Below are 14,145 nucleotides of genomic sequence, written 5' to 3' on the forward strand. Positions count from 1 at the left end.
CCGCGGGCCGCGGCGTCAGCCGGCGGGCTGCGGTTCGGCGGCGCCGGGGACGACGAGCTGCCAGACGTCGTCGTCTCCGTCGTGGGAGAGGTACAGGCGGAAGGCGCCCTCGTCGGCGAGGGGGTCGCCCGAGAGGTACTCGACCGGTTCACCGCTCGTCTCGCACTGGTCCGACGTGCTGATGACCTGGATCGTGTCGCCGGGGGCGGCGGCGTCGCCCTTCGTGACGTCGGTGACCGTCGCCTCGTACACCTCGTAGATGCCCTGCGGTTCCACGGTGCGGTCGGTCTTGGTGACGTCGGCGTCGACGACGAGCTCAGCGGCGTCGCGGCGTTCGGCCGGCGTCTTCAGCTGGATGTAGTCGGTGCACCCGGTGCTCTGCACGTTGTCGTCGTTGATCGACTGCACCCGGCTCTCGCTGCCACAGCCCGCCAGGGTGCCGCCGAGCACCACGACGAGTGCCACGACCGGCGCCATCCGTCCCCACTGCATGGGGCGAGTATGACTCACGACGCGACCGGGGGCTAGCCCGCTGCGCCCTTGGCGCCCTCGGCGGCGATGTGGATCGCCTGCTGCATCCGGACCGAGACCTTCTTCGACATCGCGACCGTCGGGTGGACGCCGTCGTACGTGCGCGAGGACGGCCAGCCGCCGTCGAGCCGGCGGTCGGCGGCCCACGGGTCGACGAACATCCAGCCGCGGGTGAGGGCGTGGTTCTGCAGGTCACGGTTCAGGATCTCGCCCTGCTTGCGGCGATCGATGTGCTTCTTGCTGTAGTTCGTGATGTTCGACGGGGCGATCGCGGCGATCACGACGTGGCGCGCGCCGACCTTCTGCGTGATCTTGTCGATGTTCTTCAGGATCGACTTCGTGCTGTACCCGTAGCGCAGGTCGTTCGTGCCGGCCATGACGACGAGGACGTCGGCGTCGTGCTCCGAGCTCCGTTCCAGGATCCGTGCCGAGGTGGCTCCACCGATCGAGGTGCCCCCGACGTTGACCATCGTCGGGTCCTTCAGCTGCCGCATCCACGAGGCGTCCATGGCAGTGAGCGAGTCGCCGGCGTAGGTGAAGGTCAGCTGGCTCGGTGTCGGCGCGGGCGTCGGAGTCGGCGGCGGCGTCGGCGTCGGGGTGGCCGTCGGGGCGGTGCTCGGCGTCGGGACGCTGGTCGGGGCGGGCGTGGGCTCGCTCGGCTGGCTCGTCGGCTCCGTGGTCGGTGACGGTACCGGGACGTCGGTCGGCGCGGGGACGGGGGCGATCGTCCCGGTTCCCTCCACGGCGGTCGCAGTGTTCGGGACGGTGGCGAGCAGGGTGCCGGCGAAGACGGCAACGGATGCAGCTGCGGCGATGAAGGGCAGGCGGGAGGAGCGCTGGTGGTGAGGCAACGTGAGCTTTCGTTTCGGGTGCGAACTTCATCACCCTAGAAGCTCTGTGACATGTCATCTTCCCCCAGGTCTGGGGGCGTCCAAGCGCGCGCTGCACGGACAGACAGATCGTTCTTCGTGCTACCCGATCCGATCGCTGTCCGGGGAACGCGCGTTCCCGTTCGGGGGGCTGTGCACGGTCGCGCCGGGCTGGTGCAGTGTGTGCATGCACATCGAAGCGCCGCCGGTGACCACTCCCGACGACCCCGCCCTGCGGGGTGAGGTCATCCACGGGATGATCACGGCGCTGCGTTCCCGTCCGCTGCACGAGGTGACCCCCGAGGTCGTCGCGGCTGCGGCCGGGGTGGACACCGACGTCGTCGGCCGCACGTTCCCGAGCTGGGACGGCCTGCTGCTCGCCACGATCGATCGGTGGAACGAGGAGCGCACCGTGCCGCTCATGCCCCTGGCCGAGCAGCACGGCACCATCCGGTTCCTGCGTGCGATCGTCACCGCCAACGTGTCCGACCCGTCGCTCATGCGGTTCCTGACGGCGACGCTGAACATCGCGGCGTCGCCCGAGCACCCGCTCGCGCCGATGCTGCACGCTCGGTGGCGACGGTTCCACGCCTTCGTGCAGCACGCCCTGGAGCGTGACGTCCTGCTCGGACGTGAGCCGGGCACGATGGAGCCTGCGCGCGGCTCGGAGCAGCTGCTCGCGACCTACGAGGGGCTGCAGCTGCAGTCGATGGTGCGGCCGGAGATGGACCTGCTCGAGGCCTTCGACCGCGCCGTGACGCGCCTGCGCGAGGGCTGGTCCCGCGCGTACGTACCGCCCGTCTGGGACCTCGACCGGGTCGGTTGACCCTCCGGGTGGCTCGGCAGGCCGCCCCCACAGACCGAGGACGCTAGGGCGTCCGAGGGCAGACGCTCATCGTCTGCACGCGTCGCCGCACGATTCGGGTTCGAGCGGCGGCGCGTACCAATCTCTGCAGGCCGGCGCTCGTTGCGCGTCGTCGGCCGCGGTCGCTCGTTCCGTGTCAGTCGGCGTGCATCGCGAGCGGTCGCTCCGTGTCCACCTCGACCGGCTGCCGGCGGATCGCGATGACCGTCACGTCGTCGTCGTGCGGCACCTCGTCAGCGCGCGCCGACAGCGCGAGGACGACCGCGTGCGGGTCACGGCCGGCGCGGGCGATCGCGGCGACCGCTTCGATGGTCTCGTCGAGACCGTCGTACAGGTCGAGCACGCCGTCGCTGAACGAGACGAGCAGGTCACCCGGTTCGAGGGCGCCCTGGGTCGTCGCCCACTCCTCGCGGATGCCGAGCCCCAGCGGCATGTCGCCGGACCGGAGCCGGTCGACGTGCCCGTCGGCACGCAGGACGAAGCTCAGCCCGTGCCCGGCGTCGGCCCACCGGAGGGTGCCGTCGTCGGAGATCCGGGCGTGGAACAGCGTGGTGAAGGCAAGATCGGGCCCGACGCCCTCGGCGGTCAGGCCGTCGGAGGCCCGCTTCAGCGCCTCGGCGGGGTCCTCGACGGTCCGAGCGCTCCGCAGGGTCGATCGCACGGCGGCCGCGATCAGACCCGCGCCGACGCCCTTGCCCATGACGTCGCCGAGGCTCACCGCCACGCCGGTCGGCGTCGGGTACCAGTCGAAGAAGTCGCCACCGACGCTCCGGGCCGGCAGGCAGGCACCGGCGACGACGACGTCCTCGGTGATGCGGCCCGTCGTCGTCGGGAGCAGGGAGCGCTGCACCGCGGCCGCCCGGTCGATCTCGGCGCGGACCTTGCCCTCGCGGGCTTCGGCCGACCGCAGGTTCAGGCGCGAGCGACGGGAGAGTTCGTGCACGACGACGGCGACCGTGCCGAACACGATGACCACTGCGCCGACGCGGACGAGTTCACTCGGCCCGGGCGGGTCGGTCGGGGTCAGCACGTACGGGGCGAGCATCACGACCAGCAGACCGAGGACCGCGAACCCCACGGTCCGACGCCCCTCGAGCGATGCCCACCAGATCACCGGCAGCACCACGAGGGCCGTGAACACCGAGGCACCCGCACCCGTCCCGGTGCGCAGCAGCGCGATCGTCAGGAAGTCGACGGTCAGCAGGATCGGCACCACCCAGGCGGCGCGGCGCACGAGCGTGGGGATCGCGCTCAACAGGGTCGCCACCACCGTGCCGACGACGCTCGCGACGAACAGGTCGTGCTCGGTGATCACCAGCGACGGCATCACGACACTGAGGAACGCCGAGAGCGCCAACAGGCCGCTGATCGGAGCCTGACGGACGAGGGGGTTGTCGACGATGCTGGTTGGGCGAGTCATGCTCAGTGCAGGCTAGTGGAACCGGGTCGTCGCTGCCCGTCGGGGGTGGCGGCTGCGCGTTCGCCGACTACGGTCGAGGGATGGTGCACGGCGAGCGCAGCGACGGTCCTTCGATTGCCTGTCGGCGGCTGGCCCAGCTCGGCTGGCTCGCGGTGGCCTTCGCCGCGGCGCTCGGTGCGCTCTCCCTGGTCGGACGGTGGCTCCCGGTGGAGCCCCTGGCGTTCATCACGCTCGGAGTCCTCGCCGCGGTCCTCTGGACCAGGCCGGACCCGGGGCAGATCCGTGACGGATGGCAGACCGTGGTCTTCCTCGTGCTGATGACCCTCGGCATCGGGCTGTTGTTCGGCGGGATCCTGTCGGGCTCCGATCAGACGGGCGCGCGCGTCGGTGGCTCGATCCTCGGGGTGCTCCTCATCGCCGGGGCGTACGCGACGGCGATCGTCGTGATCCAGCGTCGGCGACGAAGGGCTGCAGCCGTCGACGACGCCTCGGCGCGTACGGAGGCGTAGCCGCTCAGCGCGGCCAGGTGGCGACGACCGCGACCGCGTTGAACAGCACGTGTGCCAGGATCGCGCCGCCGATGCGGTCGGTCATCGCGACGAGCGTGCCGGTGAGCAGGCCGAGCAGGAACGTCGTGACGAACACCTGGAACCCGCCGAGCGACGTGCCGCCCGCACCGAGCAGCAGGTGCAGCAGCGCGAACAGGAACGCCGTGACCAGCACCGCGAGGAACCGGGTGCGGGGCGTGAGCTCGGCGGCGAGCCGGCGCTGGAACAGCCCGCGGAACACCACCTCTTCGAGCACCGGGCTGACGACGACGATGCCGATCGCCGACACGAGCAGCAGCCCGACGTCCGGCGTGCCGAGGGACGGCGCGGGCACCAGCCCGGTCGACCCGGTGAACGCGATCGACAGGAACACGTCCACCGCGCGGCACACGATCACGATGCCGATCGCGAAGACCACGATCCCCAGGTCGAGCCGCAGCCGCGACACCATCGCCGATCGCGGGGTCCGCCGGAGCACCACGGCGGCCGCGGCGACGAGCGGCAGCCATACGGCGGCATCCGCGGCGAGCACCTGCAGGACCGGCGAGGGGATGCCCCCAGTCCGGGTGACCTGTCCGACGATCCGGGTCAGGATGACGGCGACGCCGAGTGCGACGAGGATGACGATGAGGTCCCGCTGTCGCCGCACGCTGGGCTCGGTGGTGGTCGGGGCCGGCTCGGAGCGCATGGGGCCACCGTAGAGGACACCGTGCGCCGGATGGCGACTTGTCCCCGAGCAGTGCTCGTTCCTGTGGCACTATTTGAATGCCGTGCGCTGGGAGTACCCCGGCGTGCCTGTGTCGGGACCACAGGGACGGTTGGGATCGGGGAAGGCAAAGGCGTGGAACTCCGCGACTACATCACGGTGCTCCGCAAGGGATGGGTGCTGATCGTCGTACTCGCCTTGGTGGGAGTGGCCGCAGCCGCAGGGTTCTCCCTGCTGAAGAAGCCGGTCTACTCGGCATCGGCGCAGGTCTTCGTCTCGACAGAGACGTCCGGCAGCGCCAGCGACCTGGCCCAGGGCAACACGTTCACCCAGCAGCGGGTGCTGACGTACTCGAACCTGGTGTCGACGCCGATCGTGCTGCTGCCGGTGATCTCGTCGCTCAAGCTCGACATGAACGCGGACCAGCTCGCGACGATGGTGTCCGCGACGGCGCCGACGAGCACCACCCTCATCGCCATCTCGGTGGAGAGCACCGACCCGGTGCAAGCCGCCGACATCGCGAACGCGACCTCGCAGAGCCTGACCAACGTCGTGCAGGACATCGAGGCCACCGACGCGAGCGGCAAGAGCACGGTCAAGCTCACCCGCGTGAAGCAGGCCGACGTGCCGAGTGTCCCGGTCAGCCCGAACGTGCCCGTCAACGTCGCGCTCGGGCTGCTCGTCGGGCTCGCACTGGGCATCGGGATCGCCGTGCTGCGCGAGACCCTGGACAACCGGGTCCGCACCGAGCTCGACGTCGAGAAGATCAGTGACAAGCCGGTCGTCGGCGGGATCGCCTTCGACGCCAAGGCCGCTGAGCGCCCGCTCATCGTGCAGGTCGACCCGCGCAGCCCCCGTGCCGAGTCGTTCCGCACGCTCCGCACCAACCTGCAGTTCCTCGACATCGGCAGCGGCGCCCGCACCTTCGTCATGACGTCGTCGATGCAGTCCGAGGGCAAGAGCACCACCGTCGCCAACCTGGCCATCGCCCTGGACAGCGCCGGGTTCCGCGTGATCCTGATCGACGCCGACCTGCGCCGCCCCCGCGTCGCCGAGTACATGGACGTCGAGGGCAACGCCGGCCTGACCGACGTGCTCATCGGTCGCGCCGACCTGGAGGACGTCGCCCACCCCTGGGGCCGCGGCAAGCTCGTCGTCCTGCCCGCCGGCCCGATCCCGCCGAACCCGTCCGAGCTGCTCGGGTCGCGCGCCATGCAGGACCTGATCGAACGGCTCGAGCAGCAGTTCGACTACGTGCTGTTCGACGCCCCGCCGCTGTTGCCCGTCACCGACGCGGCGATCCTGGCCAAGAAGGCCTCCGGCGCGATCGTCGCGGTCGCCTCGGGACAGACGCTGAAGGGTCAGCTCGCCGCTGCCGTCGCGACCCTCGAGAACGTCGGCGCCCCGATCTCCGGCTTCGTCATCACCAAGATGCCGCTCAAGGGCCCCGGCGCCTACGGCTACGGCCGGTACGGCTACGGGTACGGCTACGGTCAGGACGAGGACGCTGCCGCGACGGTCAACCCGCCCAAGCGGGTCGGCAAGAAGCTGGGCGTGCTCCGCCGCGCCGGACGCTGAACGGGGACACTCACATGAAGACTCGCCGGGGGACCCGAAGCCTCGGTCGTGCACTGCCCCGGACCACGCTCATCCTGGTGGCCGTCGTCGTGGTGGTGCTGGTCGTCGTCGACGTCGTGCTCGTCGCGCTCGCCCTCGGTCGCACCGCACCCGAGGAGAACGGTTCCGCGGGTCCCATCCCCACCTTCACGGGGACGCCCGACCGACGCGAGACGCCGCGACCGAGTGCGTCTGCTGACGCAGACGCCGCCTCGACCAAGCAGCAGGGTCGTCGCCTGTTGGCAGCGGTCGACGGCCAGGAGGCGTGGCGCGCGTCCGGTGGGTCGTGCGGCGGTCCGCGGCCGGTGCTGGAACACTCTGTGGACGGCGGGGCGACGTGGGTCCCGGTGGGACTCGGGACGGACGTCGGATCGCTCATGGCGATACGGGCCTCCAGCGCGGAGCTCTCGATCCTGGCTGGCATCGGCGACGACTGCACCACGACGGCGCGGACCAGCACCGACGCCGGCGTGACGTGGGAAGCCGGGGCGCCCGGCGCCGCCGGCGCCGGTATCAGCACCGACGGCGTCGTGCTCGCGAGCGGGACGGAGCAGGCGCCGTGCGCCGACCCGATCGACGCGTTCCAGGGCGAGAAGACCGCGGTCGTCATCTGCGACGGCCAGCTCGAGTGGCGCACCGGCGGTGCCGCGTGGGTCGACGTGCCGATGGGTGGCGTCCGTTCGATCGGCGTCGACGGTGGCAACTACACCCTCGCCCGCGTCGGTGCAGCAGCGTGCGACGGCGTGCAGATCGAGACCATGTCCGCGTCGGACGTGACGCCCTCGTCGTCCACCAGACCGATCGGCTGTGCCGACGGCGCGGACACCGACGACACCGTCACCATCGACCGTGCCGGCCAGGACGTGTGGCTGTGGGACGGCACGACCGTGCGGGTGTCGTCGGACGGCGGCGCGACGTGGTGACCGGGTCGTCCTCGTGACGGCGGACGCGCTCCGCGCCCCGCGCGCCATCGGCGCCACCGACGAGTGGAGCCGCACGTACTCGCGCCGCGTGCTGTTCACCGACCTGCTGGCCCTGATCTGGGTGGTCTTCGGTGTGCAGATCGCCTGGCTCGGACTCGAGTCGAACCTGGCCACGAACACCGCCGACCTGCGACTGAGCTACTCCGCGATCTCCATCGTGGTGATCGTCGTGTGGATGAGCGCACTCGCCCTGTACGACACCCGCGGTGCGCGGGTGATCGGCGTCGGCAGCACCGAGTACCGCCTGGTCGCGGACTCCAGCGTCCGCGTGTTCGGCCTGCTCGCGATCGCGGCGTTCCTGCTGCACGTCGACCTGGCCCGCGGGTACGTGCTCATCGCGTTCCCGATCGGGATCCTCGTCCTCCTGCTGTCCCGGTGGATCTGGCGCCAGTGGCTGGTCGCTCAGCGTCAGCAGGGCGCCTACTCGGCGACCGTGCTGCTCGTCGGGTCTCCGGCCAGCGTGCTGCACATCGGCCGCGAACTCGCGCGTTCCCCCGAAGCCGGCTACCGGGTGGTCGGAGCGGTCGTGTCGACGAACCACCGCGGTCTGCTGGCCGGATCGACCATCCAGAGCCACGGCGGCTTCGAGGACGTCGGCTCCGCGTTGCGCGAGACCGGTGCCGACACCGTCGTGATCACGAGTTCCGACGACCTGCCGCCGGAGCGCGTCCGGGAACTCAGCTGGTCGCTCGAGCCGGGCCGGCAGCACCTGGTGGTCGCGCCGAGCCTGACCGACATCGGTGGCCCCCGCATCCACACCCGTCCCGTGCAGGGCCTGCCGCTCATCCACGTCGAGACACCGACGTACTCGGGGCGCAAGCTCTACACGAAGCGGGCCTTCGACCTGATCGGTGCAGGGCTGCTCGTCGTCGTCCTGTCGCCGCTGCTGCTCGTGCTCGCCGTGCTGGTGAAGACCACCTCGACCGGTCCGGTCTTCTTCCACCAGGAGCGCGTCGGCCTGAACGGCAGCACCTTCCGGATGATCAAGTTCCGCTCCATGGTCGTCGACGCCGAGGAACGCCTGCAGGAGCTCAGCGCTCTCGACCGGGCCGAGGGCAACGACGTCCTGTTCAAGATGCGGAACGACCCCCGGGTGACCCGGGTCGGCGGGTTCATGCGCCGCTACAGCCTCGACGAATTGCCGCAGCTGTTCAACGTCCTGGCCGGCAGCATGTCACTCGTCGGACCCCGGCCGCCGCTCTCGCGCGAGGTCGCCCGCTACGACACCCACGTCCACCGTCGGTTCCTGGTGAAGCCGGGGATGACCGGCCTCTGGCAGGTGAGCGGTCGATCCGACCTGTCGTGGGAGGATTCCGTGCGGCTCGATCTGTACTACGTGGAGAACTGGTCGATCGTGGCCGACCTCCTCATCCTCTGGAAGACGTTCAAGGCCATCGCGGCCAGCCGAGGTGCGTACTAGATGACCGCTCACAGCAATCCTGACGGGGCGGAGCCCGGCATCCGCAACGCTATGATCGCCCTCCCGACGGTCCGTGCGGCAGGCGTGCCGCTGCTCGCGGTCCCAGCTCCGGAAGTCCTCGAGCAGCTGCGGTCCGTCGCTGATCGCCTTGACGGAGCGGGGCTCCCCGTCCACTTCGTCAACGCGTACACCGTGTCGTTGACGACCGACCCCCGCTACCTGCGCCTGTTCCAATCGGACGGGGTGAACATTGCGGACGGGACACCCCTGGCGTGGATCGCGCGCTTAATAGGTGGCGAGGTTGCACATCTGCGCGGTCCGGACGCATTCCGCGAGATCCTCTCGTCGAAGCCGACGTACGGCCTTCGGCACTTCCTGCTCGGCGGGAGCGAGGAGTCACTCGCCCGTCTCGAGATGGCCATCGCTCGGGACCACCCCGATGCGGTCGTAGTGGGAGCGTTCAGTCCTCCCTTCACCGAGTTCGGCGACAGCGATCGAGACCACATCGATTCGCTGATCCGGGAGTCCGCCGCGAACGTCGTCTGGGTCGGCATAGGCACACCGAAGCAGGACTACGAAGTCGTCAGACTCGCCGCGCTGCACTCCGCAGTCGTCCTGGCTGTCGGGGCGGCCTTCAACTTCGTGTCCGGAGACGTCGTCGAGGCACCGCGGCTGTGGCGCCGAACGGGCCTCGAGTGGATGTACCGACTCGTCCGCGAGCCACGGCGCCTCTGGCGCCGCTACCTGCTCGGCAACCTGACGTTCCTCCTTCTCGCCATCAGGAGACGACGTGGATGAGGCGCACGGTGACGTCATCGCGATCAGTCAGCTGCCTCCACCCGTGCACGGGTCGACGGTCATGACGAGGACCCTCATGGACGTCCTCGTCGGTTCTGGCTGGCGCCCGGTCCTCGTGGACCGGCGCTTCAGCAGATCAGTCGACGAGATCGGCTCAACGAGCATCAAGAAGGTACTCAGCGGCATCTCGCTCCTCTTCCGGCTCGGAACGGCGCTCCGACACCACCGTGACGCGGTGGTGGTGTTCTTCACCACGAACCGGCCGCCGTCGTTCTGGGTCGACGTCGTGATGAGCGTGGAACTGCGGATGCTGCGCCGTCCCTACATCGCGTACGTCCACACGTCGGGCTACCGAGCGTTGGCCGAACGAGGGGCCCTCCATCGCCGTGGGGTGGCCCTCCTGCTCGGCGGCGCTTCTTCGGTGGTGGTCCTCGGGGAGTCGATGCTCGCCGACGTGCAACAGTTCAACGACGCCCGCAGTGTCATCCCGAACGCGGTCGGCGGTCCGGAGCGGCGAACGACAGCCGTCGGCGGCTCGTCGACCATCGCCTTTCTGTCGAACCTGATCCCGGGCAAGGGTGCCGAGGACTTCATGCGCATTGCGAACCGGTGCCTCGTCGACGCACCGGACGCTCGAGCGATGGTGATCGGTCGAGCGTCGTCCGACGAGTACGCGGAGGGGCTGCGGGCGATCCTCGAACCGGAGGTGCGAGACCGGGTGGACTTCGTCGGCGCGCTGTTCGACGAAGCTCGTGACGACCTGCTCGCGACCGCGAGTGTCCTCGTGTTCCCGAGCACCTACCGCTACGAGGCACAGCCGCTGACCGTCCTGGAATCGATGCGGTTGGGAGTTCCGGTCGTCGCCTACGACGTCGGGGGCCTCCGCGACGTGATCGACGACGATGTGAACGGGTTCCTCGTCAGGAGCGGTGACTGGGAGGCGGCATCCGAGCGATGCCGGACCATCCTGTCGTCACGAGACGACCGCGACCGACTCGCCGCGGGAGCCCTCACGACATCCCGCGAACGTTTCGGGCTCGCCCGGTACAGCGCGGCGTGGACCGAACTTCTCGAGCGGGGTGCGTGACGTGGCAGGACGAACGTTCGCGATCGTGCAGGAGTACGTCCCCGAGTACCGCGCGCCGTTGTTCGACCGGTTGGCCGAGGCGCTGTCGGAAACGGGCGATGAGCTCACCGTCTTCGCCGGGAACCCGGCCGGCGCGCTCGCTCAGCGGCGGGACGGCGTGCAGGAGCGGCCGTGGTTGCGGAGGATCCGCCAGCGGGAGTTCCGGCTGTTCCGGAAACGGCTGACCCTCCGCGTGCTGCCGCGCGACGTGTGGCGAGCGGACCTGATCGTCGTGGAGCAAGCTCGACGGAACCTCGATCTCCCGCTGCTGTTGCTCTTGAACCGGACAGCGCGGAAGACGGCGTTGTGGGGCCACGGCGCCGACGTCGTCAAGGTCCCGTCCCGCTTCGAGCGGTTGTACAGCCGCCTGATCACGCGGAAGGCCACGTGGTTCTTCGCCTACACGCCGGCAGGCGCCGAGTGGGCTGCCGCGATCGGCCGGGACCCACAGCGAACCACTGTCCTGCACAACAGCACCGACGTCCGGCACCTGCGCGAGGAGCTTGCGGCCGTCGAGGCGACCAACGCCGAGGGCCAGGTGGCCTTTATCGGCGGCCTCGACGACAGCAAGAAGATCGTCGAGCTGATCGCGATCGGGGAGGCCGCGCACCGGGCGAATCCGGATTTCCGCTTGGTGGTCGGCGGTGACGGACAGCTTCGCCCCGCGGTCGAGTCCGCGGCGGCCCGCTTCGCGTGGCTCGACTACCGCGGTGCGGTGTCCGGAGCCGCGAAGGCGGTGCTGCTGCGCGAGAGCGACCTGCTCCTGCTGCCCGGACGCGTCGGACTCGTCGCGCTCGACAGCCTCGTCGCAGGCCGACCCATCGTCACACTCGCGTCGTCGCTCCACGGACCGGAGTTCGGGTACCTCGAGCCCGGCCGGACCTGCGTCGTGGCCGATGGCGTCGAGGACGCTGCGCGGTCTGTCGTGCGGCTCCTGCGCGACCGGCAGGAGCTCGTGACCATGCAAGAGCGTTGCCGCCGAGTGTCCGAGGAGTACTCCGTCGAGAAGATGGCGCATCATTTCCAGGACGGCCTGAACGCAGCGATCAAGGACGACAATGAGTGAGTTGCACGTGATCGTAGCGAGCCACAACCGCGCCGACACCACGGTGTCCGCGTTGCGGTCGCTCCAGGAGGCGATCTCCGAGGCGGGTGTCGAGTACGACGTGACGCTGTTCGATGACGGCTCGTCGGACGACACGATCGCGCGGGTGACCGCGGTCGTGGATCAGTTGACGGTCCTGCGGGGCGATGGTTCGGCGTTCTGGGCCCGGTCCATGGCTACGGCAGAGGCCGCGGTGCTGGACCGTGACGATGTCCGGGACGACGACTGGTTGCTCTGGTTTAACGACGACGTCCTGCTCGAGCGCTCCGGTCTCCGGTCCCTGTTCGAAGCGGCACCGCAGCTGCAGGCGGGGATCCTCGTCGGAAGCACAGTGGACCCCGTCTCGGGCGCACTGACCTACGGCGGACTCCGACGCGAGGGACCCCACCCGTTGGCGTTCGCACTCGTCCAACCGCCGGACGGTGCCAGCGAAGCCGAGCGGGTCGATGCCTTCAACGGCAACATCGTGCTCATGCCCGTCCACGTCGCCCGCGCGGTCGGTCCTATCGACGGTGGCTTCAGCCACGCGTACGCGGATGTCGACTACGGGATGCGCGCGACCGCGAAGAGCGTTCCCATCTGGGTGATCGGGGAGACAGCGGGGTACTGCAGCCGGAACCCTGCCGTGTCGCACCCGTCCATCGTCGCCGCCTGGCGTTCGTACACCGGGCAGAAGGGGGCGGGCAATCCTCGTTCGATCCGCCGGTACCTTCGCCGGCACAACCCGCGGTCCTGGTGGTTCTTCTACGCCGCGTCCTACGCGCTCTGGTGGGTTCGTACCCTTCGTCGCGCCGCGATGAGCAGAGGGACACGCCGATGACCACCCTGCTGTTCCTCGTCGTCGCGGCCATCTTCCTGGTCCTGGCTGTCGGGCTTGTACGGATTCAGCCGCGCGTCGTGTACTGGATCGTGTCCTTGTACGCCGTAACAGCGTGGGAGTACCCGAACTTCGGGACGATCGGCACCTTCGGCGGCACGACCATCACACTCGGTGACGGGCTCGCGGTGAGCTTGATCGCCGCAGGCCTGCTCGACGCTCGGGCTGTGGTCCGGCGCTTCCGGCCGGTCGGGGTCATCGCGGGCGCAGCGCTCGTCGCGGTGCTCGCGCTGTCGCTCGTGCAGGGCATCGCGACCTTCGGACTCGGCGTGGCCGTCAACGAAGCCCGTGGGTTCCTGTACGTGCTCGGCATCCTGTTCTGGGCGGTGACCCGTCCATGGCCAGATGCCGAGATCGTCTACGCGGAGAAGTTCTTCGTCATCGTGCAGGGCATCGGCTTGTGCGTCGTCGGCGTGTACCACGTCGCGCGGTACGGCCTGGGTGGGACGGCGGACTTCGTTCTCGTCAGTGGAGAGCTCAGCCAGACCGGACGCCCATTGGTGTCGGGGCAGGCGCTGCTCCTCACGATCTGTGCGGTCCTTGCTCTCCGGCTTTGGCAGCGCGACGCCCGCGCGCGCTGGGTCTGGCTGTTCGGTCTCTTCATGGTGTTCGTGATCGTCAGCCAGCAACGAACGGTCTGGCTCACCGCCCTCGCGGTCGTCCTCGTGCTGCTCGTGCGTGGACCGCGTGCACTTCGCCACACGCTCGTGCTGCTCTTCGGAACGCTGCTGATCGGGGGGATCCTGGTGTCGGCAGCGCAGTCGTCGTCGAGCGGCATTGCCGCCGAGTTCGTCGGATCCGCATCAAACACGGGGACGTACTCGGCCCGGCTCACGAGCTGGATCGGCCTCATCGTGCAATCGGTGGGTGAAGGCGTGATGACCGTCCTCTTCGGAGCACCCTTCGGACACGGTTACGGCAGGTTCGAGGGCGTCGGCCGCTGGGTGGTCTTCGCTCCGCACAACTGGTACGTCACGGTGTACCTGCGAGAAGGACTCATCGGTCTCGGCGCGATGCTGGTCATCTTCCTGCCACGCTTCTTCGCCGGGTTGCGGGCCAACCGAGACGTCTTCGTGACCGCTCTGCTTGTCTGCTTCCTGGTCTACGGATGGACGTACTCATGGCAGTGGTGGACGTGTCTGCCGCTCGCACTGGCGTTCCTGGACCGCGACTTCCCAGAGGCGATCTCGACGAATACACCCGTGGTCGGCCGGTCCCGTCGCCTCCCGGTGCACGGATGACGCCCGGGACGCGAGTCCTGCACGTCCTCGGTGAACTCC

General features: G+C 69.5%; 14 protein-coding genes. 10 read left to right on the forward strand and 4 right to left on the reverse strand.

The features are described from left to right. Nucleotides 1-15: 15 nt before the first annotated feature. Both DEJ20_RS03090 and DEJ20_RS03095 read right to left on the reverse strand, forming a co-directional pair. Nucleotides 16-492, reverse strand: coding sequence for a hypothetical protein (locus DEJ20_RS03090; RefSeq protein ID WP_146245383.1), 477 nt, complete (start codon nt 490-492; stop codon nt 16-18). A gap of 32 nt (nt 493-524) precedes the next feature. After that, on the reverse strand, nt 525-1,382 hold the full coding sequence (locus tag DEJ20_RS03095) for an SGNH/GDSL hydrolase family protein (RefSeq protein WP_111234879.1): 858 nt from the start codon (nt 1,380-1,382) through the stop codon (nt 525-527). A gap of 205 nt (nt 1,383-1,587) precedes the next feature. On the opposite strand from DEJ20_RS03095, the gene DEJ20_RS03100 reads away from it, so the two are divergent. Beyond that, complete coding sequence (locus tag DEJ20_RS03100) at nt 1,588-2,226, forward strand: TetR/AcrR family transcriptional regulator (protein WP_111234880.1); 639 nt, start codon at nt 1,588-1,590, stop codon at nt 2,224-2,226. Between the two features lie 175 nt (nt 2,227-2,401). Here the strand turns inward: DEJ20_RS03100 and DEJ20_RS03105 are convergent, their stop codons facing one another. After that, nucleotides 2,402-3,685 carry a PP2C family protein-serine/threonine phosphatase gene (locus tag DEJ20_RS03105; protein WP_111234881.1) on the reverse strand — a complete coding sequence of 428 codons (1,284 nt, stop codon included), beginning with the start codon at nt 3,683-3,685 and terminating at the stop codon, nt 2,402-2,404. Nucleotides 3,686-3,765: 80 nt separating this feature from the next. Between DEJ20_RS03105 and DEJ20_RS03110 the strand changes: the two genes are divergently transcribed. After that, nucleotides 3,766-4,194 carry a hypothetical protein gene (locus tag DEJ20_RS03110; RefSeq protein ID WP_111234882.1) on the forward strand — a complete coding sequence of 143 codons (429 nt, stop codon included), beginning with the start codon at nt 3,766-3,768 and terminating at the stop codon, nt 4,192-4,194. Between the two features lie 4 nt (nt 4,195-4,198). Here DEJ20_RS03110 and DEJ20_RS03115 read toward each other — a convergent pair whose 3' ends face one another. Continuing rightward, entirely contained in the window at nt 4,199-4,921 is a 723-nt protein-coding gene (locus DEJ20_RS03115) for a CPBP family glutamic-type intramembrane protease (protein WP_111234883.1), read from the reverse strand. Nucleotides 4,922-5,074: 153 nt separating this feature from the next. On the opposite strand from DEJ20_RS03115, the gene DEJ20_RS03120 reads away from it, so the two are divergent. From DEJ20_RS03120 to DEJ20_RS03155, 8 genes are all read left to right on the forward strand, one after another. Then, complete coding sequence (locus DEJ20_RS03120; RefSeq protein WP_111234884.1) at nt 5,075-6,517, forward strand: tyrosine-protein kinase domain-containing protein; 1,443 nt, start codon at nt 5,075-5,077, stop codon at nt 6,515-6,517. 14 nt (nt 6,518-6,531) lie between these two features. Further along, nucleotides 6,532-7,479, forward strand: coding sequence for a beta propeller repeat protein (locus tag DEJ20_RS03125; RefSeq protein WP_111234885.1), 948 nt, complete (start codon nt 6,532-6,534; stop codon nt 7,477-7,479). Between the two features lie 13 nt (nt 7,480-7,492). Further along, nucleotides 7,493-8,959 carry a sugar transferase gene (locus DEJ20_RS03130; RefSeq protein WP_258377117.1) on the forward strand — a complete coding sequence of 489 codons (1,467 nt, stop codon included), beginning with the start codon at nt 7,493-7,495 and terminating at the stop codon, nt 8,957-8,959. Then, a complete protein-coding gene (locus DEJ20_RS03135) occupies nt 8,960-9,757 on the forward strand; it encodes a WecB/TagA/CpsF family glycosyltransferase (protein WP_111234887.1) in 798 nt (265 codons plus the stop codon). It abuts the gene before it with no gap. A 61-nt stretch (nt 9,758-9,818) separates the two neighbouring features. Continuing rightward, nucleotides 9,819-10,844, forward strand: a complete 1,026-nt coding sequence (locus DEJ20_RS03140) for a glycosyltransferase family 4 protein (protein ID WP_146245384.1) — start codon at nt 9,819-9,821, stop codon at nt 10,842-10,844. Between the two features lie 25 nt (nt 10,845-10,869). Continuing rightward, nucleotides 10,870-11,949 carry a glycosyltransferase gene (locus DEJ20_RS03145; RefSeq protein ID WP_284183369.1) on the forward strand — a complete coding sequence of 360 codons (1,080 nt, stop codon included), beginning with the start codon at nt 10,870-10,872 and terminating at the stop codon, nt 11,947-11,949. Nucleotides 11,950-11,956: 7 nt separating this feature from the next. Next, nucleotides 11,957-12,808, forward strand: coding sequence for a glycosyltransferase family 2 protein (locus tag DEJ20_RS03150; protein ID WP_284183392.1), 852 nt, complete (start codon nt 11,957-11,959; stop codon nt 12,806-12,808). Next, a complete protein-coding gene (locus DEJ20_RS03155) occupies nt 12,805-14,106 on the forward strand; it encodes an O-antigen ligase family protein (RefSeq protein ID WP_181431493.1) in 1,302 nt (433 codons plus the stop codon). The genes DEJ20_RS03150 and DEJ20_RS03155 overlap by 4 nt, the downstream gene beginning before the upstream one ends. Nucleotides 14,107-14,145: the final 39 nt, after the last annotated feature.

Origin of the sequence: Curtobacterium sp. MCSS17_005, assembly GCF_003234225.2 — a bacterium.
In the GTDB taxonomy this organism is placed as follows: domain Bacteria; phylum Actinomycetota; class Actinomycetes; order Actinomycetales; family Microbacteriaceae; genus Curtobacterium; species Curtobacterium flaccumfaciens.

Coding starts and splice junctions, on each gene's coding strand:
- DEJ20_RS03140 (WP_146245384.1), top strand. CDS start 9,819: ATGACGAGGACCCTCATGGACGTCCTCGTCGGTTCTGGCTGGCGCCCG.
- DEJ20_RS03105 (WP_111234881.1), bottom strand. CDS start 3,685: ATGACTCGCCCAACCAGCATCGTCGACAACCCCCTCGTCCGTCAGGCT.
- DEJ20_RS03125 (WP_111234885.1), top strand. CDS start 6,532: ATGAAGACTCGCCGGGGGACCCGAAGCCTCGGTCGTGCACTGCCCCGG.
- DEJ20_RS03100 (WP_111234880.1), top strand. CDS start 1,588: ATGCACATCGAAGCGCCGCCGGTGACCACTCCCGACGACCCCGCCCTG.
- DEJ20_RS03135 (WP_111234887.1), top strand. CDS start 8,960: ATGACCGCTCACAGCAATCCTGACGGGGCGGAGCCCGGCATCCGCAAC.
- DEJ20_RS03115 (WP_111234883.1), bottom strand. CDS start 4,921: ATGCGCTCCGAGCCGGCCCCGACCACCACCGAGCCCAGCGTGCGGCGA.
- DEJ20_RS03090 (WP_146245383.1), bottom strand. CDS start 492: ATGCAGTGGGGACGGATGGCGCCGGTCGTGGCACTCGTCGTGGTGCTC.
- DEJ20_RS03110 (WP_111234882.1), top strand. CDS start 3,766: ATGGTGCACGGCGAGCGCAGCGACGGTCCTTCGATTGCCTGTCGGCGG.
- DEJ20_RS03155 (WP_181431493.1), top strand. CDS start 12,805: ATGACCACCCTGCTGTTCCTCGTCGTCGCGGCCATCTTCCTGGTCCTG.